Source organism: Phaeobacter sp. A36a-5a (genome assembly GCF_037911135.1).
GTDB lineage: Bacteria > Pseudomonadota > Alphaproteobacteria > Rhodobacterales > Rhodobacteraceae > Phaeobacter > Phaeobacter bryozoorum.
Genome location: NZ_JBBLYU010000001.1, coordinates 240044 through 258428 on the forward strand (window position 1 = coordinate 240044; position 18385 = coordinate 258428).

General features: G+C 60.1%; 20 protein-coding genes and 1 riboswitch. Of the genes, 14 read left to right on the forward strand and 6 right to left on the reverse strand.

Going from position 1 to position 18385, the window contains the following annotated elements:
* Nucleotides 1–7: 7 nt before the first annotated feature.
* On the reverse strand, nucleotides 8–694 hold the full coding sequence (locus WLQ66_RS01140; protein WP_340544411.1) for a haloacid dehalogenase type II: 687 nt from the start codon (nucleotides 692–694) through the stop codon (nucleotides 8–10).
* A gap of 198 nt (nucleotides 695–892) precedes the next feature.
* Between WLQ66_RS01140 and WLQ66_RS01145 the strand changes: the two genes are divergently transcribed.
* Both WLQ66_RS01145 and WLQ66_RS01150 read left to right on the forward strand, forming a co-directional pair.
* Complete coding sequence (locus WLQ66_RS01145; RefSeq protein WP_340544413.1) at nucleotides 893–1321, forward strand: FKBP-type peptidyl-prolyl cis-trans isomerase; 429 nt, start codon at nucleotides 893–895, stop codon at nucleotides 1319–1321.
* Nucleotides 1322–1404: 83 nt separating this feature from the next.
* Nucleotides 1405–2478, forward strand: coding sequence for an NAD(P)H-dependent flavin oxidoreductase (locus tag WLQ66_RS01150; protein ID WP_340544414.1), 1074 nt, complete (start codon nucleotides 1405–1407; stop codon nucleotides 2476–2478).
* A gap of 75 nt (nucleotides 2479–2553) precedes the next feature.
* Here WLQ66_RS01150 and WLQ66_RS01155 read toward each other — a convergent pair whose 3' ends face one another.
* The 3 genes from WLQ66_RS01155 to fabA are packed head-to-tail and all read right to left on the reverse strand — an operon-like array spanning nucleotide 2554 to nucleotide 5137.
* Complete coding sequence (locus WLQ66_RS01155; protein ID WP_340544415.1) at nucleotides 2554–3345, reverse strand: enoyl-ACP reductase FabI; 792 nt, start codon at nucleotides 3343–3345, stop codon at nucleotides 2554–2556.
* A 6-nt stretch (nucleotides 3346–3351) separates the two neighbouring features.
* On the reverse strand, nucleotides 3352–4581 hold the full coding sequence (gene fabB / locus WLQ66_RS01160; RefSeq protein ID WP_340544416.1) for a beta-ketoacyl-ACP synthase I: 1230 nt from the start codon (nucleotides 4579–4581) through the stop codon (nucleotides 3352–3354).
* A gap of 46 nt (nucleotides 4582–4627) precedes the next feature.
* On the reverse strand, nucleotides 4628–5137 hold the full coding sequence (gene fabA / locus WLQ66_RS01165) for a bifunctional 3-hydroxydecanoyl-ACP dehydratase/trans-2-decenoyl-ACP isomerase (RefSeq protein ID WP_340544418.1): 510 nt from the start codon (nucleotides 5135–5137) through the stop codon (nucleotides 4628–4630).
* A gap of 234 nt (nucleotides 5138–5371) precedes the next feature.
* Here fabA and irrA point away from each other — a divergent pair, with 234 nt between their 5' ends.
* Nucleotides 5372–5788 (forward strand): iron response transcriptional regulator IrrA, encoded by a 417-nt coding sequence (gene irrA, locus WLQ66_RS01170; protein WP_260099685.1) that lies wholly within the window; start codon nucleotides 5372–5374, stop codon nucleotides 5786–5788.
* A 35-nt stretch (nucleotides 5789–5823) separates the two neighbouring features.
* Here irrA and WLQ66_RS01175 read toward each other — a convergent pair whose 3' ends face one another.
* Nucleotides 5824–6723: a LysR family transcriptional regulator gene (locus WLQ66_RS01175; RefSeq protein WP_340544419.1), complete on the reverse strand. Its 900-nt coding sequence runs from the start codon at nucleotides 6721–6723 to the stop codon at nucleotides 5824–5826.
* Nucleotides 6724–6848: 125 nt separating this feature from the next.
* On the opposite strand from WLQ66_RS01175, the gene WLQ66_RS01180 reads away from it, so the two are divergent.
* On the forward strand, nucleotides 6849–7646 hold the full coding sequence (locus WLQ66_RS01180) for a phytanoyl-CoA dioxygenase family protein (RefSeq protein ID WP_340544421.1): 798 nt from the start codon (nucleotides 6849–6851) through the stop codon (nucleotides 7644–7646).
* A gap of 36 nt (nucleotides 7647–7682) precedes the next feature.
* Here WLQ66_RS01180 and WLQ66_RS01185 read toward each other — a convergent pair whose 3' ends face one another.
* Nucleotides 7683–8552 (reverse strand): glycosyltransferase family protein, encoded by an 870-nt coding sequence (locus WLQ66_RS01185; protein WP_340544422.1) that lies wholly within the window; start codon nucleotides 8550–8552, stop codon nucleotides 7683–7685.
* A gap of 142 nt (nucleotides 8553–8694) precedes the next feature.
* Here WLQ66_RS01185 and miaB point away from each other — a divergent pair, with 142 nt between their 5' ends.
* From miaB to trmB, 10 genes are all read left to right on the forward strand, one after another.
* Nucleotides 8695–10017: a tRNA (N6-isopentenyl adenosine(37)-C2)-methylthiotransferase MiaB gene (gene miaB / locus WLQ66_RS01190; RefSeq protein WP_340544423.1), complete on the forward strand. Its 1323-nt coding sequence runs from the start codon at nucleotides 8695–8697 to the stop codon at nucleotides 10015–10017.
* Between the two features lie 205 nt (nucleotides 10018–10222).
* A complete protein-coding gene (locus WLQ66_RS01195) occupies nucleotides 10223–10774 on the forward strand; it encodes an OmpA family protein (protein WP_340544425.1) in 552 nt (183 codons plus the stop codon).
* A gap of 11 nt (nucleotides 10775–10785) precedes the next feature.
* Nucleotides 10786–11082 carry a hypothetical protein gene (locus WLQ66_RS01200; protein ID WP_340544426.1) on the forward strand — a complete coding sequence of 99 codons (297 nt, stop codon included), beginning with the start codon at nucleotides 10786–10788 and terminating at the stop codon, nucleotides 11080–11082.
* A gap of 153 nt (nucleotides 11083–11235) precedes the next feature.
* Complete coding sequence (locus WLQ66_RS01205; RefSeq protein ID WP_340544427.1) at nucleotides 11236–12243, forward strand: PhoH family protein; 1008 nt, start codon at nucleotides 11236–11238, stop codon at nucleotides 12241–12243.
* Between the two features lie 127 nt (nucleotides 12244–12370).
* The gene (ybeY, locus tag WLQ66_RS01210; protein WP_340544428.1) at nucleotides 12371–12901 is read left to right on the forward strand and encodes an rRNA maturation RNase YbeY; all 531 of its coding nucleotides are present in this window, start codon (nucleotides 12371–12373) and stop codon (nucleotides 12899–12901) included.
* Between the two features lie 5 nt (nucleotides 12902–12906).
* Nucleotides 12907–13806, forward strand: a complete 900-nt coding sequence (locus WLQ66_RS01215) for a hemolysin family protein (protein WP_340544429.1) — start codon at nucleotides 12907–12909, stop codon at nucleotides 13804–13806.
* Nucleotides 13803–15314, forward strand: coding sequence for an apolipoprotein N-acyltransferase (gene lnt, locus WLQ66_RS01220; protein WP_340544430.1), 1512 nt, complete (start codon nucleotides 13803–13805; stop codon nucleotides 15312–15314). Before WLQ66_RS01215 ends, lnt begins: the two co-directional genes overlap by 4 nt.
* A gap of 61 nt (nucleotides 15315–15375) precedes the next feature.
* Nucleotides 15376–15424: riboswitch (SAM-SAH riboswitch) on the forward strand.
* Between the two features lie 6 nt (nucleotides 15425–15430).
* Nucleotides 15431–16612 carry a methionine adenosyltransferase gene (gene metK, locus WLQ66_RS01225; RefSeq protein WP_340544431.1) on the forward strand — a complete coding sequence of 394 codons (1182 nt, stop codon included), beginning with the start codon at nucleotides 15431–15433 and terminating at the stop codon, nucleotides 16610–16612.
* Nucleotides 16613–16856: 244 nt separating this feature from the next.
* Nucleotides 16857–17504, forward strand: a complete 648-nt coding sequence (locus WLQ66_RS01230) for a COG3904 family protein (RefSeq protein WP_340544432.1) — start codon at nucleotides 16857–16859, stop codon at nucleotides 17502–17504.
* Between the two features lie 105 nt (nucleotides 17505–17609).
* Nucleotides 17610–18374, forward strand: a complete 765-nt coding sequence (trmB, locus tag WLQ66_RS01235) for a tRNA (guanine(46)-N(7))-methyltransferase TrmB (RefSeq protein WP_340544433.1) — start codon at nucleotides 17610–17612, stop codon at nucleotides 18372–18374.
* The last annotated feature ends 11 nt before the right edge of the window (nucleotides 18375–18385 follow it).

Below are 18385 nucleotides of genomic sequence, written 5' to 3' on the forward strand. Positions count from 1 at the left end.
CACGGGTTTATCCCCCCGCCAGGTCAGGGATACTGGCCAGATCCCTCAGCACGTGATGCGGCCTCCACGGCAGGCGATCCATAGGTTCACCACTTCGGTTCACCCAAGCCGTGGTAAACCCGTATCCCGCCGCACCGGCAGCGTCCCAGCCGTTGGAGGACACGAAAAGCACTTCATCGCGCTGGCAGCCAAAGCGTTTGCCGACAAGGTCATAGACCTGCGGGTCCGGTTTAAAGACACCAACGCTTTCGACAGAGAGCACATCGTCCAGCAGGTCGCCGACCCCTGCGGATTGAACGGCTCCGTCCAGCATCTCGGGTGATCCGTTGGAGAGGATTGCGGTCTGCAAGCCCGCAGTCTTGAGGGCGCGCAGCATCTGCGGAACCTCATCATAGGCCTGAAGCTGCCAGTAGAGATCCAGCAGGCGCTTTCGCAGCTGCGGGTCACCGCTCAGGCCGGTGGCCTCCATGGCCCAATCCAACCCGTCCTGGGTGACCTGCCAGAAATCGGCATGTGAGTTTGTGATTACACGCAGCCAAGTGTATTGTAGCTGCTTCAGCCGCCAGTGGTTGGCCAGCTCTGCCCAATTGTCGATCAGATGCGGAAACTCCGGCTCACCTGCAGCTTGCCGTGCGGCCGCTGTCACATCGAACAATGTGCCATAGGCATCAAAGATACAGGTGCTGATTGCCATGGGGCCTCCGGTTCGATGTCCTGCGGTTGTCCCAGCCTAGGCGCAAACGGGGCGCAAATTCCAGCCACAATCATTTCTCGCCGCTCTACGGACGCCCGGGAAGGGTGCGACCGGGGCTGCTTCGGATCATCGGGTTTACATCACGGTGGTGTCCTATACTGTGCGCGCCTTTGTAACGTGAAAGCAACTGGAGGTCCCATGACCGAGGTAAAAAGCGGCGATACCGTACGCATCCACTACACAGGCAAGCTGACAGACGGCAGTGTCTTTGACAGCTCTGAAGGGCGCGAGCCGCTTGAGTTCACCGTCGGCTCTGGTCAGGTTATCGAGGGTATGGACGCCGGTCTGCTCGGCATGGCCGCAGGCGAGACGAAAACGCTCAACATTCCCGCGGATCAGGCCTATGGCCCCAGCCACGACGAGGCGCGGCAGAGCATTCCGCGTGAAGGGATCCCTGATGACATCCCGCTTGAGGTTGGAACACAATTGCAGATGCAGGCTCCGACGGGCGAAGTGCTGCCGGTGACCGTGGTTGAGGTGAGCGAGGCGACTGTGACCCTTGATGCCAATCATCCCCTGGCAGGCAAAGACCTGATCTTTGATATCGAGCTGGTCTCGATCAACTGATCGCATCTGAGGCGGTGCCTCTTGCGCCGCCTCGTCAAACCGGCTCTTTTGCAGTGGGATATGCCGTGGTGAAAGAGGACGGAATGACTGATATTTCTACGTCAGCCGCATTGATGGATCTTCTGGGTATATCCGTGCCGATTCTCCAGTCTCCCATGGCCGGCGTCAGCACGCCCCAGATGGCGGCGGCTGTCAGCAATGCCGGTGGGTTGGGCGCCCTGGGTATCGGAGCGGCAAGCATCGACCAGGCTGAGGAGATGCTGCGTCAAACGGTGGCACTGACTGGCCGACCCTTTAACGTCAATGTGTTCTGCCACCGGCCAGCGCTTGAGGATTCCTCCCGCGAGGCGGCCTGGCTCAGCGCCTTGGCACCGGTGTTTCACAGCTACAACACGGCGCCGCCGGAGGCGCTGCGCGAAATCTACACCAGCTTCTGCGTTGATACCGATATGCAGGAGATGCTGATTGCGCAGCGCCCGGCAGTTGTCAGCTTCCACTTCGGTTTGCCGCCGCAGGGGGTGATCTCGGCTCTGAAGTCAGCCGGCATTATCTTGCTGGCCACAGCAACCTCACTTGCCGAGGCTGCTGTGTTGGTGAGCGCCGGGATCGACGCCATTGTTGCACAGGGGTGGGAGGCCGGAGGCCATCGGGGTATCTTTGATCCGCGCGGCGCGGATCCCAGGCTTGGAACTCTTGAACTGGTCCGCGAACTGGTCACCAACCTGAACCTGCCGGTGATCGCCGCAGGCGGGTTGATGACCGGTGCCGATATTGCAAAGGCGCTGGCAGCAGGTGCCGTCGCTGCGCAGTTGGGCACCGCGTTCATCGCCTGTCCCGAGAGCAGTGCCGATGCGGGCTATCGGGCCGCCTTGTTGGCCGCGGATCCGAAAACAGAGATGACGACGGTAATTTCAGGTCGCCCGGCCCGCTGTCTGAGAAACCGTTTCACCGACCTTGCGCAGAAGCTCGATCCGACGATCATTCCGGATTACCCCATTGCCTATGATGCCGGGAAAGCCCTGAACACTGCGGCGAAGCAGGCTGGCGAGCTCGGATATGGCGCGCAATGGGCCGGACAGGGCGCTGCCGGAGTTCGTGCTATGCCCGCGGCTGATCTCATGCAGCAGCTTCTTTCAGAACTGGCTGCGGAACAGTGATTTCAAGCGGAGACAGCAACAAGAAAGGGCACCCGCTGGGTGCCCTTGGTTCTTGTGACAGGGATTGGCAGCAGGTCAGAGATTGTCCTGCTGCGGCATGCCAAGGACATGAAAACCACCGTCGACGCGGATGATCTCGCCCGTCGTGCAGGCCCCTGCGTCGGAGGCGAGATAGACGGCTGTACCACCAACCGCTTCCAACGTGGCGTTATCGCGCAATGGGGCGTTCTGCGCCGTATGTTTAAACGTCTTGCGGGCACCACCGATGGCGGCCCCTGCCAGGGTTTTCATCGGGCCGGGGGAGATGGCGTTCACACGGATGCCTTCGGGGCCGAGATCATTGGCCAGGTAACGCGTGGCGCTTTCCAATGCCGCCTTTGCGACACCCATCACGTTGTAGTTGGGCACCACTCGGTTCGATCCCTGGTAGGTCAGGGTCAGCAACGTGCCGCCATTGGCCTTCATCAGCGGGTAGGCGCGGCGCGCCACCTCGACAAAGGAATAGGCGGAGATATCCATCGAATTCTTGAAGTTCTCGCGGCTGGTGTCGAGGAAGCGTCCGGTCAGCTCGGTCTTGTCCGAATAGGCGATGGCGTGCACCACGAAGTCGACGCTGTCCCAGCGTGCCGCCAATTGCTCGAACGCGGTGTCGAGCGACGCATCATCGGTGACGTCCACATCGACCATAAAGTCGCTGCCAACGCTCTGGGCCAGCGGTTCCAACCGTTTACCAAAGGCTTCACCCTGATAGGTGAATGCCAGTTCGGCCCCCGCATCGGCCATGGCCTTAGCGATGCCCCAAGCGATCGAACGGTCGTTTGCGACCCCCATGATCAGGCCACGTTTGCCCGTCAATACTCCTGACATCCGCCGTTATCCTTTGTATTTGCTCAATACCATTGAGCCATTGGTGCCGCCAAAGCCGAAGCTGTTGGTCATTACGCTGTCAAGGCCCGCGTTTTCCACCAGCTGGGTTGCGACCTCTCCCGGCTCGATGCCCTCGGCCAGCGTGTCGACGTTGATCGACGGCGTGATGAAGTCATTGTCCAGCATCAGAAGGCAGAAGATCGCCTCCAGTGCGCCCGCCGCGCCCTGCGCATGACCGGTCATTGATTTGGTCGAAGAAATCGGCGGCACGTTGCCCGCGCCGAAAACCCGGCGGGCCGCTTCGATCTCGCCGACGTCGCCGACCGGGGTCGAGGTGCCGTGGGCGTTGATATAGTCCACCTTGCGGCCGTCCGGCAGGGATTGCAGGGCCAGACGCATAGCGCGCTCGCCGCCTTCGCCGGAGGGGGCGACCATATCGTGGCCATCGGAGGTGGCGGCAAAGCCGGTCACTTCGGCGTAGATCTTGGCACCGCGCGCCAGGGCGTGATCCAGATCCTCCAGCACGACGATACCGCCGCCACCAGAGATCACGAAACCGTCACGGTCCTGATCAAACGCGCGGGAGGCTTTCTCCGGCGTGTCGTTGTATTTGGACGACATCGCGCCCATCGCATCGAACAGGCACGACAGGGTCCAGTCCAGTTCCTCGCCACCACCGGCGAACATCACATCCTGCTTACCCATCATGATCTGCTCAGCCGCATTGCCGATACAGTGCAGCGAGGTCGAGCAGGCCGAGGTGATCGAGTAGTTGATACCTTTGATTTTGAAGGCTGTGGCCAGATTTGCCGAGATCGTGGAAGACATGCACTTGGGAACAGCAAACGGCCCGATCCGCTTCGTGGCTCCGGTTTTCAGCACGGTCTGATGGGCTGCCAGCATGGCCGATGTGGACGGCCCGCCCGAACCGGCCACCAGACCGGTCCGCTCATTCACCACTTGATCTTCGGAGAGGCCGGCATCGGCAATTGCCTGGCTCATCGCTATATGGGCATAGGCCGCGCCAGCCCCCATAAAACGCAGGGTACGCTTGTCGACATGGTCAGCAACATTCAGCTTGAGCGTTCCCGCAATTTGGCTGCGAAAGCCATGCTCGACCATTTCGGGGCTGGCCTCGATGCCAGATTTTCCTGCTTTGAGAGAGGCGAGAACCTCTTCGGCATTGTTCCCGATGGACGAGACGATGCCCAGACCGGTGACGACGACGCGACGCATGATGCGTACTCCTATTTCTTGTTCAAGGGGCGGGGAGAGCTGCGGATCAGCTCTCGGAGAGGGCCACCTTCATGTCCTTGACCTGGTAGATAACTTCACCATCGGCTTCCACGATGCCGTCGGCAACCCCCATGGTCAGGCGACGGGTCTGGATCGCTTTGGTGAAATCGATCTTATAGGTCAGCATCTTGCGGTCGGGGCGCACCATCCCAGTCAGTTTCACCTCGCCTACACCCAGCGCATAGCCGCGACCCTGCCAGCCACGCCAGCCCAGGTTGAAGCCAGTGAGCTGCCAGAGGCCGTCAAGACCCAGACATCCGGGCATGATCGGGTTGCCGGGGAAATGACAGTCAAAGAACCACAGGTCAGGCGTGATATCGAACTCGGCCGTAATGTGACCCTTGCCGTGGGCGCCGCCATCGGCCGACACATCGGTGATGCGATCCATCATCAACATGGGAGGGGCGGGCAGCTGTGCGTTGCCAGGGCCGAACAGCTCGCCTCTGGCGCATTTCAGCAAATCGTCTTTGTCAAAGCTGCTGGGGTAATCGGCCATGCTGGCGCTTCTCCTGCCTATGTTATGATCGTGTATCTGGCTCCCTGTAGCACCCGTTTCGACTCTCCTGCAAGGGTTCCGGGTGCCGAGGGCACACCAGCATTCAGCCTGTGGCCTTCAGGTTTTTCAACTGTGACAGTCTACAGATACAGATCGGAGCTACGCAAATTGAATTGAATGCAAGGACCCTTTCGGCCTATAAATGCGGCCAGCAACGCTATGCAGGACCGCTACATGACGCCAACACCAGCAGATATCGCTACCAACTGGCTGGAAACAGCCGGATTGCGCCCGACCCGTCAGCGGGTGGCGCTGGCAGAGTTGTTGGTGGGCGACGGCAAGCATCGCCATGTGACCGCCGAGAGCCTGTTTGACGCGGCAAAGGACAAGGGTGCAGCTGTTTCACTTGCGACGGTCTACAACACGTTGCGCGCCTTTTGCGATGCTGGCGTCTTGCAGGAAATCACAGTCGATGGGTCCAAAAGCTATTTTGACACCAATACGCACGACCACCCCCATTTTTACTGGGAAGACGAGGGGCGTCTGTCGGATGCGCCATCCGATCAGCTGGTGATCAAGAGCCTGCCCGCGGCGCCGCAGGGCGTTGAAATCGCGTCCGTCGACGTTGTGATCCGACTGCGCAAGGTCTGATCGTTGGAACGCCGGGCGCTGCGCTCATGTGCGTGCTAGAGTATTTCCGTAACCGTTTTCGCCAGAATCTGCTGCGCGGTCTCTATCACGCTGCCTTTTGACGGCGGGCTGTGGCTGATCAGGACCAAGGGCTCCTCTGCCGATGTGTCGCTGATGGGTATCGCGACCAGTGGCTTGCCATCGTAGGAGCGTAAATCGGGGGGCCTGCTGTAGGTGATGCCGATCCCTTCGCCATGGGCGGCCAGGCTGCGCAGCAGCTCGACCGATGCCGCCCGGTGGGCAATTCGGGGCAGCGCGCCAATGGATTTGAACAGGCCAAGCATGTGGCGCACGGACAATCCTTCTTCGGACAGAATCAGGGGCTGTTCGGCCAGATCGGCCAAGGACAGGCGGTCACGATCTGCAAGTGGGTGACCATTGGGCATCAGCGCTACGGGGCCGCGCCGCAACACCTCCTGCCGGACGAAGCTTGCATCCACGCCCAGGTCATAGCTGATCGCCAAGTCGATATTCCCGGCGGTCATCGAGGCCAGCAGCGGTTCAAAGTGATCCGTCCTGTAGCGGATGGCCACACCGGGCAAGCCGATCCGAAGGCGCTGCAGCGCTGGGGCCAACAGAAAGGGAGCCAGATCGGTAAAACATCCCAGGGTCAGCTGCTGGCCGTCGGTTTGATCTGTGCCCCGACGTTCCAGCCGCGCGGCCTGATCTAGGAGCGCTTGCGCACGGTCTGCGAAACTGCGGCCTTGTGGAGTCAGGATCATGCCGGCCCCGCGACGCCTCAGGAACAGGGGCTCCCCCAGCTGCGCCTCGATCCGGGCAAGCGCTGTGGACAACGCGGGCTGGCTGACATGCACAGCGGCAGCCGCCGCCGACAGGCTGCCGTGCTGAGCGATCGCGCAGACATATTCGTAGTGGCGTAGAGTTAGGTATAACATCAGTTTATTTTCTGCATACTAAGATATTATTTGAGCACGCCGCCCCGCCGGGTGCAACATCGGCCCGAAACGGGTGACTGCAACCAGATGCTGTCACCCGTACTCCCGATACCAAGGATTGATCGATGCCCCATCCCCTCATCACCCGAGACCATATTGACGATTTCCAACGCGATGGCGTTGTGTTGATCCGCGGTCTCTTCGTCGATCAGGTCGATATTCTGCGCGACGGCGTCGAGGCGAATATGGCGCAGCCCGGCCCCTATGCTTCCAACAATGAAAAACCCGGGCAGACCGGGCGGTTCTTTGATGACTATTGCAATTGGACCCGGATCCCTCAGTTTCAGCAGGCAATCGAACAATCGCCCGTGGCGGAGGTGGCCGCAGATCTGATGCAGTCCAAACGGGTGCAGATGTTCCACGACCACGTGCTGGTGAAAGAGCCGGGCACCTCCATGGCGACGCCCTGGCATCAGGATGGGCCTTATTATTTCGTCGAAGGACAGCAGACCATCAGCTTCTGGTCGCCGCTCGATCCTGTCACGAACGCCTCGCTGCGATGCGTTGCAGGCTCGCACCGCTGGGAGAAGGAGGTGTTGCCAACGCGCTGGGTCTCCGAGGAGGGCTTCTTTGCCGATGAGGGGCAGTACATGCCGGTGCCGGATCCCGATGCCGAAGGGATGACAATCCTGGAGTGGGAGATGCAGCCAGGTGACGCCGTCGCCTTTAATTACCGGACGCTGCACGGCGCCCGCGCCAATACCAGCGAAACCCGTCGCCGCGCCTTTTCGTTGCGTCTGGTCGGGGAGGACGCACGCTATATTGAACGCCCCGGCCCAACCTCGCCGCCCTATCCGGGTCATGACATGGTGTCGGGTCAGACCCTCCGCGAGGATTGGTTTCCCGTTCTATTGCAGCGCTAAGCTATGACAGGGTCGCGCTGCATTGGCGCTCGGAGCCTAGAACCACTGTCCCGGCTCCATCAGGCCCAGATCAAGCAGCTGACGAGAATGCCAGTCAAAGGGGGCCGAGTTGTGCCATCGAAAACTGTCGATCTCAAAGGAGGATCCCGGGTTGCGTTTCAACGCCTTTGCGGTGCGAAAAGAGCAAATCGCGGCGGTCAGATTGTGGTGCCAGGGGCAGGCGTAGGTGTTGTACTCCGGTTCGTTGAACCGGTGGTCCTCAAACAGCCGTAGTTCCGGTTTTGCACGGAACAGCGAAATCCGGTCGATCTTTCGGCTTGCTGCGGGGATATGTTCTTCATAGCGCCAGCGTATGCCGCCGTAGAAATCCAGCTGGCGATCAAGCGGATGGCCGGTCTGTGGATCAATGCGAGCCTGTGCATAGTAGCCGGATTTATCCAGATGCGCGGTTTCCAGCGATACGCCGTTTGGTGCTGCGTCCAGATCGGCGGCATAAAGATCAACGACATAGGTCAGCATGGCCGCGCGCCGCTCTTCGCCATGAAACCCCAAGAGTTCGACAACATTGCGACTCTCACAGAAGGGGTAGAACAGGTACTCTGCATTGTAGCAGTAATAGAGCCAGCAACCCGGTGCGGCTCTCGCGATCACCTTGTTGATGGCCTCGATCACCGCTTCACGCGCGCTACAGTCAAAGGGCACACGGTGGATGCGCGTCTCCAGATCGTAGGGGATGTCAAAAGCGTCCGGCATAAAGGCCACAACGGTTGTAAAGCCGAGATCAAGATGGTGGCGCAGGGTGGTCGCAATCTCCACCTTATCCTCGACAAAGATCAGAGCGACGGGCCCTGTTGTCAGGATCTTGTCCCCGGCGCCAAGAAACCCTTCGAGTGATGAATGCATCATATCTGATTGCCTGCTGTTCTCTGCCGACTTCCCTGTCTGGCGATTGCTGCTAAAGTCGGGTAATCCGCGCGCCATTGCAAGCAGAGCCGTTTCCGGCTATGCCACGCCGCTGTTGCGACCCTCCGGTGAAAAGGTTGTCCCCATGAGCGCCCCGAAGAAGCTGTTTATCAAGACCTATGGCTGTCAGATGAATGTCTATGACAGTGAACGCATGGCCGAGGCGCTGGGCGGCGAAGGTTACGTTGAAACCAAATCGCCGGATGACGCCGACATGATCCTGCTGAACACCTGCCACATCCGGGAAAAGGCGGCGGAGAAGGTCTATTCCGAACTGGGGCGCTTCAAGGGGCTGAAAGCGCAGAAGCCGGACCTGAAGATTGGCGTCGCGGGCTGCGTCGCCCAGGCCGAGGGCGAGGAGATCATGCGCCGTCAGCCGCTGGTCGATCTGGTGGTCGGCCCGCAGAGTTATCACCGGCTGCCGGAGATGGAAGCGAAGGCCCGCAAGGGGGAGAAGGTGCTGGACACCGATTTCCCCGAGGAAGACAAATTCGAGAAGCTGAAGAACCGCCCCAAAGCCAAGCGCGGCCCGACGGCGTTTCTGACCGTGCAGGAGGGCTGCGACAAGTTCTGCGCCTTCTGCGTGGTGCCCTACACCCGCGGCGCCGAAGTGTCGCGCCCGGCGGACCGCATCCTGCGCGAGGCTCAGGAATTGGTGGAGCGTGGCGTGCGCGAAATCACGCTCCTCGGCCAGAACGTGAACGCTTATCACGGTGCTGGCGCCAACGGCGACCTGACCCTGGCGCAGCTGATCTGGGAGCTGGACAAGGTCGACGGGCTGGAGCGCATCCGCTTCACCACCTCGCACCCGAATGACATGCAGGACGACCTGATCGAGGCGCATGGCACCTGTGCCAAGCTGATGCCCTATCTGCACCTGCCGGTACAGGCGGGTTCCGACAAGATCCTCAAGCGGATGAACCGCGCACATACCGCCGAGAGGTATATCCGCCTGATCGAGCGGATCCGCGCCGCGCGCCCAGACATCCTGATCTCAGGCGACTTCATTGTTGGCTTCCCGGAAGAAACCGAAGAGGATTTCCAGGCCACCATGGACCTGGTGGAAGAGGTGAAATACGGCACCGCCTATTCCTTCAAATACTCCACCCGGCCTGGCACCCCGGCGGCCGAGCGTCCCCAGGTTGACCCGGCTGCGGCTGACGACCGGCTTCAGCGCCTGCAGGCCCTGCTGACCAAGCAACAGCGCGAGGTTCAGGACAGCATGGTTGGCCGCGAGGTTGGTGTTCTGTTTGAAAAGGCGGGCCGCTTCGCGGGCCAGATGGTTGGCAAATCCGATTACCTGCATGCGGTGCATGTTGCGGATTGTGATCGCGCCATCGGTGATCTTGCCCGCGTGCGGATCCTGTCCTCTGGGGCCAACTCGCTGGCGGGCGCTCTGATCGATTGATCATGGGCGGGGGCGGTCGCGCAGCCGATAGCGCCCCCAGCGCGACATGGCGTCGTGAAACTTCTGATTTCCTTAAGCAAATGATTGCAATTTGCGTTCTATACCTGCGAATATCACGGTAACGGCCCGCACAAAGCCTGCGTGGCCGCAAGAATGACGCCTGCGAATGACTGGTGTAAGGGGGATATTGGGTGTGTTGAAACCAATGAGGAAACAACTCTGCGGACTCGTGGCCACCGTTGTCGCGACTGTCGGCTTGAATGTGGGCGCTTTGCTGGCGCAGGACGCCGGTGTGATCGGTCAAAGCTATATTCCAACCATCTGGGTTGATCCCGACGGTTGCGAGCATTGGGTGATGGACGATGGCGCCGAAGGCTTTATGACACCCCATGTCACGCGAGACGGGAAACCGGTTTGCCGTCGGGGCAATATCTGCGGCGTGATGCCCAGCGATCAGTTCTTTGCCACCAACAGGCATCACATCAGCGCCGCCGGGCAACAGCGCCTGCGCGAGTTTTTCCAGTCCGCGAATGCCCGATCCTTCATCATCACGGGCCATACCGACAGTCGCGCATCAGATGAATATAACATGCGGCTGTCTCAGCGCCGTGCCGATGCGGTCGCAAAAGTCGGCCAATCGGTTGGCGCCCGCATCCTTGAGGCGCGGGGCTATGGCGAGCGTGATCCGCGCGTGCCGAACGACTCGGCCGTGAATATGGCGCAGAACCGTCGCGTCGAAATTATCTGCCTGCGCTGAGGAGCATCGTTATGTCATTCACCAGAACAGCGCTTCTTGCGTCCTTGGCGATCGGTCTGTCTGCCTGTGGCGACAAGGTCGACAAAACCGTGGATCGTGGTTTTGACAGCAAGGATCTGTCTCAGCTGAAGGCGGGGATTTGGGTTGATCCGACCGGCTGCGATCATTGGATCATTGACGACGGGGTCGAAGGTTACCTGTCGCAACGGCTGGCGCCGGATGGCCGCCCGGTCTGTTCCGGCGTCGCCCCTCCGAATACGGCGGTTGGTCCGTTCAAATCCGGGTCCAGCATCGAGGACCCGATTTGACGGGATTTCGTTACCACTGCAAACAACTGCCTATTGGCCGTCCTTTTCGGGCGGCCATTTTGTTTCAATCGCGTGAAATTGCCGACGCGTAGCTTGCGCCGGGGCGACCGGAGAGGCACACTGAAAGAGCAACGTCAAAGACAGGAGACCGGATTGGCCATTGGCACTTTGACCCCATCGCATGAGCAGGATTCCTCACATGAGGCGCTGCTCGAATTTCCTGATAACCGACTGCTGATTGATCTGTGCGGTGAATACGACCGCAATCTCGCGATGCTCGAGCAGACGCTTGGTGTTCAGATTGTCCGGCGCGGCAACCAGCTTTCGGTGCTGGGCGAAGAAGCTGCGCGCGATCAGGCCGCGGCGGTTCTGGCAGCGCTATATGACCGGTTGGAAACCGGCCGCAGTGTTGAGGCCGGCGATATTGACCGTGAATTGCGGATGGGACAGGAGCAGGTCGCCGACCCCGGCAGCCAGCTGGAGATGTTCCGGGGCGGCAAGGTTGAGATCAAGACGCGTAAGAAACTCGTCGAGCCACGTACCGACGCTCAGAAAGCCTATGTCCAGTCGCTGTTCGAACATGAGCTTGCCTTTGGGATCGGTCCGGCTGGCACCGGCAAAACCTATCTTGCTGTTGCTGTTGGCGTGAGCATGTTCATTACCGGGCATGTCGACAAGATCATCCTCAGCCGCCCTGCGGTGGAGGCGGGCGAGAAGCTCGGCTATCTGCCCGGCGACATGAAAGATAAGGTCGATCCCTATATGCAGCCGCTCTATGACGCGCTGAATGATTTCCTACCCGGCAAACAGTTGGCGAAGCTGCTGGAAGAAAAACAGATCGAGATCGCGCCGCTGGCCTTTATGCGGGGGCGTACGCTATCCAATGCTTTTGTGGTGCTGGATGAGGCGCAGAATGCCACCACCATGCAGATGAAGATGTTCCTGACACGTTTAGGTGAGGGATCGCGCATGGTCATCACCGGCGACCGCAGCCAAGTTGACCTGCCGCGCGGCGTGGCGTCGGGGCTGGCGGATGCGGAACGTCTGCTGAGCAAAATCCCCAAGGTGAGCTTTAACTACTTCACATCACGTGACGTGGTGCGACATCCGCTTGTGGCGGCCATCATCGAGGCCTATGAGGCGGATGAGAAATCCGCCTGAACCAGCCTTCGGTTGCTGAACGAGGGGGATGCAAATTCATATTGGGTTGGGGCCTTCATGGAAAACCACCCAAGAAACGCCCTCCCGGACCTGTCGGAACGGGCTGCCTTGGCATTGAGACTGGACTATGACTCTCGACATCTCCATTGAAGACGCTCGCTGGCAGGACATCGGCTTGTCAGCGCATGCCGAGCAGGCCGTTGATGCGGTGCTGTCGCATTTCAATCTCGATCCGGAAGACTGCGAACTATCCCTGCTGGCCTGCAATGATGCGCGGATCATGGAATTGAACACTGAGTTCCGTCAGAAGGCCAAGCCGACAAATGTGCTCAGCTGGCCAGCTGAGGAACTTGCCGCCGAGGAACCGGGGGGTGATCCGCTGCGACCCGAGGCGGATTTTACCGGCGAAATACCGCTCGGCGACATTGCGATTGCCTATGAGACCTGCGCAGGCGAGGCCGAGGCCGCTGGCAAGCCATTGGCCGACCATTTGCGTCATCTGATCGTTCACGGAGTGTTGCATCTTTTGGGTTACGATCACATTCGTGACCCGGACGCCACTTTGATGGAAGGTCTTGAGGTGGAGATACTTGGCAAAATGGGTATCGATGACCCATATACATTGGATGACAGCCCCAATCACGGGCGTATCGGATAGGAACGATGGACGATATAGACGGAAGTTCTAACGCAGCGCAGGGCGCGCTGGAGAACAAGGACAGCGCTGGCGACACCGCAGCGGCTGGACAATCGACGGGGTTTCTGGGGCGTATTTTCAGCTCCTTTACTCCGACCGAAAGCGAGGAAGACGTGGATTCCGGACCGGAAACACGCCTGGCGAACCAGCCGCACGGGATGATCAATCTGCGGCGTTTGCGGGTCGAGGACGTTGCCATTCCCGCAGCGGAAATCGTGGCAATCCCGGCCTCGACTCCGAAAGATGAACTTGTTCAGGTCTTCCGCGAAAGCGGTTTTACCCGCATCCCCGTCTACGAGGGCACGCTGGATACACCCATCGGCTTTGTCCACCTCAAGGACTTTGCCCTGATGCACGGTTTCAACGGCACCGATGCCGATTTCGCGCTGGACGCTATGGTGCGTCCTTTGCTGTTTGTCCCGCCGTCCATGACGATTGGCGTTCTGCTGACAAAAATGCAGGCAGAGCGTCGCCACATGGCGTTGGTGATTGATGAATATGGCGGCGTTGATGGTTTGCTGACCATCGAAGACCTGATCGAGCAGGTTGTCGGCGAAATTGAGGACGAACATGACGCGGGCGAAGATCAGACCTGGTTCCGTGAGAAACAGGGCTGTTATGTCGCGCAGGCACGTACCCCGCTGGATGAGTTCGAGAATGAAATCGGTCGGTCGCTGACCAGTCACGATGACGTCGACGGCGAGGAGATCGATTCCCTTGGCGGTCTGGTCTTCATGCTGTCAGGACGCGTCCCTGCACGGGGTGAGGTCATCCAGCATCCCGACGGGCCTGAGTTCGAGGTTATGGACGCCGACCCGCGCCGGATCAAACGCCTGCGGGTGCGGTTGCCCGATTGTTCGGGATGATTGCTGCGGTCCGGCGGTATGTCGGGCTGCGGCCGGTCATTCTGCCATTGGTGACGGCGGTTGCTGCGGGTGGTCTTCTGGCCTTCGCGCTTGCACCGTTCCATATGCTCTGGCTGGCTCCGTTCTGCCTGGGCGCAGTGGGATATCAACTGCTTCAGCTTTCGACCTCCCGGCAGGGCGCACTTTTCGGCTGGCTTCTGGGGACGGCCTATTTTTCCGTCGGCATGATCTGGATCTACGAGCCGTTTCAGATTGATGCAGAACGCTACGCCTGGATGGCGCCCTTTGCCGTCGTCGGTCTTGCCGCCGGATTGGCGCTGTTTTGGGCCCTGGCGTTCGGTTTGGCTGTTCGGCTCAGGCGCGGTGGCCACCGGATCGTCCTGCTGATTGCCGCGCTGTCGCTTGCCGAGTTTGCGCGGGCCTATGTCCTCACTGGGCTGCCCTGGGCAGCGTTCGGGCAATTCTGGATTGATACGCCTGCCGCAGGGCTGCTGCCCTGGATCGGGCCACATGGTCTAGCCTTCTTCACCCTCGTCGCGACTGTACCGCTAGGGCTGATATCGCGTCGTCCGGTCGTTGCGCTGCTGCCCCTGCTGCTTGTCGGTGGGGCTATCCTGCTGATGCCGCAGCAGCCCTCTGCCATGCTGACGGGTAAGATTATTCGTCTCGTTCAGCCCAATGCGCCGCAGGACGAGAAATGGCACCCGGATCTGCGCTGGTCGTTTGTTGATCGCCAGCTGGACTATTCGCGCGCGCCAGCTCGCAGCGGACAGCCGGTCGATCTGATTGTCTGGCCTGAAACAGCCGTTCCGTTGATGCTGAATTATGCGGATGACGTGTTGAGCGAGATTGCGGATGCGGCTGGAACCACTCCAGTTCTGCTGGGCATCCAGCGCCGGGACGAGGGCCGCTATTACAATTCAGCAATCGTGCTGGATGGCGATGGTAACGTTGGCCAGATCTACGACAAGGCGCATCTGGTTCCCTTTGGTGAGTATATTCCAGCTGGCAATCTGATGGCGCGTTTTGGCGTCCATGGGTTCGCCTCTCAGACCGGGGCAGGTTACGCACCGGGGCCGGGACCGCGGCTGTTGGATCTGCCGGTCGGCAAAGCGCTGCCACTGATCTGCTACGAAGCGGTTTTCCCACAGGATGTGAACGGGGCACCGGACCGGGCTGATCTGCTGATTCAGATCACCAATGATGCCTGGTTTGGCACCTATTCCGGTCCGTATCAGCATCTGGTCCAGGCGCGGATGCGTGCTATTGAGCAGGGGCTGCCCATGGTGCGGGTTGCCAATACCGGCATCTCGGCAATGATTGATCCACATGGCCGCGTCCTGGATGCGCTGCCTTTGGGGGAGGCCGGCTATCTGGACGCAGCCCTGCCTGCGCCGCTGCCGCCTACGCTCTATTCGCGGACCGGTGACCTGCCAGTGTTTCTCGGCTGCATCCTCCTCGGCGGGTTGGCGCTGCGACGCAGAACCACAGTTGCGCGCGGGTCATAGCTGCTTAACCTCTCGGCTTTATAGATTGACGACACACGTCTCCCCGCGTACTGCGGATCGATTACTGCCACAACGGCTTCCTGGCGTGGCAGGCTAAACCCAACGGAGCACCTTTCATGACCCGCACGAACTACACCTTCACCTCGGAATCGGTTTCCGAGGGCCATCCGGATAAGGTCTGTGACCGTATCTCGGACGCTGTTCTTGACGCCTTTCTGAGCGAAGAGCCTGAGGCCCGCGTTGCGGCCGAAACCTTTGCTACCACCAATCGCGTGGTGATCGGGGGGGAAGTGGGTTTGTCGGATCAGGACAAACTGCACGACTACATGGGCCGGATCGACGAAATCGCCCGCGCCTGTATCAAAGACATCGGCTACGAGCAGGACAAGTTTCACCACGAAACCGTCGAAATCACCAATCTGCTGCACGAGCAGTCTGCCCATATCGCACAGGGTGTTGATGCGGCCGCCGACAAGGAAGAGGGTGCCGGCGATCAAGGCATCATGTTTGGCTTTGCCACGAATGAGACCCCAGCGCTGATGCCGGCCCCGATCCAGTACAGCCATGCGATCCTGCGCCGGCTTGCGGAAGTGCGCAAGAATGGCTCCGAGCCGACGCTTGGCCCGGACGCAAAATCGCAGCTGTCGGTGGTCTATGAAAACGGCAAACCCACACGCGTCAGCTCATTGGTTCTGTCGACACAGCATCTCGATGAAACGCTGACCTCCAACGATATCCGTGCCATCGTCGAGCCTTATATCCGCGAAACCCTGCCGGATGGCTGGCTGACGGATGAGACGGTATGGCACGTCAACCCGACGGGAAAATTCGTCATCGGCGGACCGGATGGGGATGCGGGGCTGACCGGTCGCAAGATTATCGTGGATACCTACGGTGGTGCGGCGCCTCATGGCGGCGGCGCGTTTTCCGGCAAGGATCCGACCAAGGTCGACCGTTCGGCCGCCTATGCCGCGCGCTATCTGGCCAAGAACGTCGTCGCTGCGGGCCTCGCCGATAAATGTACAATCCAGTTGTCCTATGCGATCGGCGTGGCCAAGCCGCTGTCGATCTATGCGGATACCCACGGCACCGGCGATGTTGATGCGGCCCGGATCGAGGCGGCCATTGATCAGATAATGGACCTCACGCCTCGTGGCATTCGTCATCACCTCGGCTTGAACAAACCGATCTACGAGCGAACAGCGGCTTATGGGCATTTTGGCCGTGAGCCTGACACAGATGGCGGGTTCAGCTGGGAGCGCACCGATCTGGTCGACGCGCTGACAAAAGCGATCTGACGCCATTAGGCGATGAGACAAATACGACAAAGGCGGGGAAGTCCCCGCCTTTTTTCATCCGGCCGTAGCCGCTCATAACGGCCTTGGCAAAAGACGTGGAAGATCGGGCGCTTTGCTGGCAATATAGCTGTGAACCCGGATCTACATGGAATTGCGTTTGCCCTGTCTTCGTCATGTTCTGTTATTTTCTCAACGCGCCCCTGTCAGGGCTGCGCGATGCGGCTTGCTTGGACTTGTCGCTCTGATGTCTGTTGGCCTCACCGGGCTTGGCCCCGCCATGGCCCGCGAGACGCTGCCCGCGAAGTTCAAGATAGACGGCAATACGCTGATCTATGACACCGACGCCCAGTTTGCTGACAACGGGGATGGCACATCTCAGGAGACAGCCGGTGAGATTACGGATGATGATATCGAACCCTTCCGTGAAATCCTTGATGCGAACCCGGCCATAACACGGCTGCAGCTCAATAGCGGCGGCGGCAGCGTCTACGCAGGTGAGACGATTGCCGACATCGTTCAGGGCCACGCGCTTGACACCTGGGTGGTCGGCGAATGTATCAGCGCCTGCGTCGATATCTTTCTGGCCGGTGATCGTCGCCAGATGACGCTGGGATCAAAGATCGGCTTTCATCAGCGTGATTGGGCGCCCAAAGCGGTGCAGAGCTATTATCGCCTGTGGCGCAAGGATGAGAACTGGGCGACGCCCTTTGAGTTCGGCACCTGGATCTATCGCGACACGCAGTCGGAGGTCTTTCGGCATCTGAAGTATATGATGCAGCGCGGTGTTGATCCGGCCTTTGCGATCGAAACGTTGAAGACCGAGCCCGAGGACGTCTGGTACCCGACCCGGTTGCGGCTGATGGCGGCCGGGGTGCTGCGCGAGAAGCCTTGATAGGGCCTGCCCCGAACAGCATCTATTGCCGGCTGACTTGACCCAGACGCAAGCATGGGGCAGAGGGGCGGCCAGGTTTTGAACGCGCGATAGGAAAGTCTCCCGATGTCTGATGACAGCAAACCCACCCAGGCGCCTACTGGCGACAGCCGGCCCAATGCGGTTGACAAACATCAGAGCGGTGCGCCCTGGCGGAACTTTTACGGGCGGCTCAAAGGCAAGCAGCTGAAAGACAGCCAGCAGCGCTACATCGACGAAGATCTCGCCTCACTCAGCCCGGGCGCTGTTGGCTGGGACGTGAACCCCGATCGCTCCGATCTTGATCTGGCGGCGATGTTCGGAGGGCGCGATGTCTGGCTGGAAGTTGGTTTCGGCGGCGGCGAACATCTGGTGCATCAGGCGAAGTCGAACCCGGATGTCGGGATCATCGGCGCAGAACCCTATATCAACGGTGTCGCTATGCTCTTGGGCAAGATCCGCCGCGCGGGGGTGGACAATATAAAGGTCCATCACGGCGATGCACGCGACCTGATGGATGTTCTGCCGGAACAGTCGATCTCCCGTGCCTTTTTGCTCTACCCCGACCCCTGGCCTAAGGCCCGCCATCACCGTCGCCGTTTCGTGACCCAAGAGCATCTCGAGCCGCTGGCAAAATGCCTGAAACCGGGCGCGATCTTCCGGGTGGCAACCGATATCCCCGATTATGTCCGCCAAACCATGGAAGAGGTGCCGCAGGCCGGATTCGAGTGGCTGGCAGAGGGGCCGGATGACTGGCGCGTGGCCTGGGATGACTGGATCTCGACCCGCTATGAGCAAAAGGCCCTGCGCGAAGGCCGTACGCCCCACTATATGACCTTTCGTCGCCTCTGATCTCATTCGGC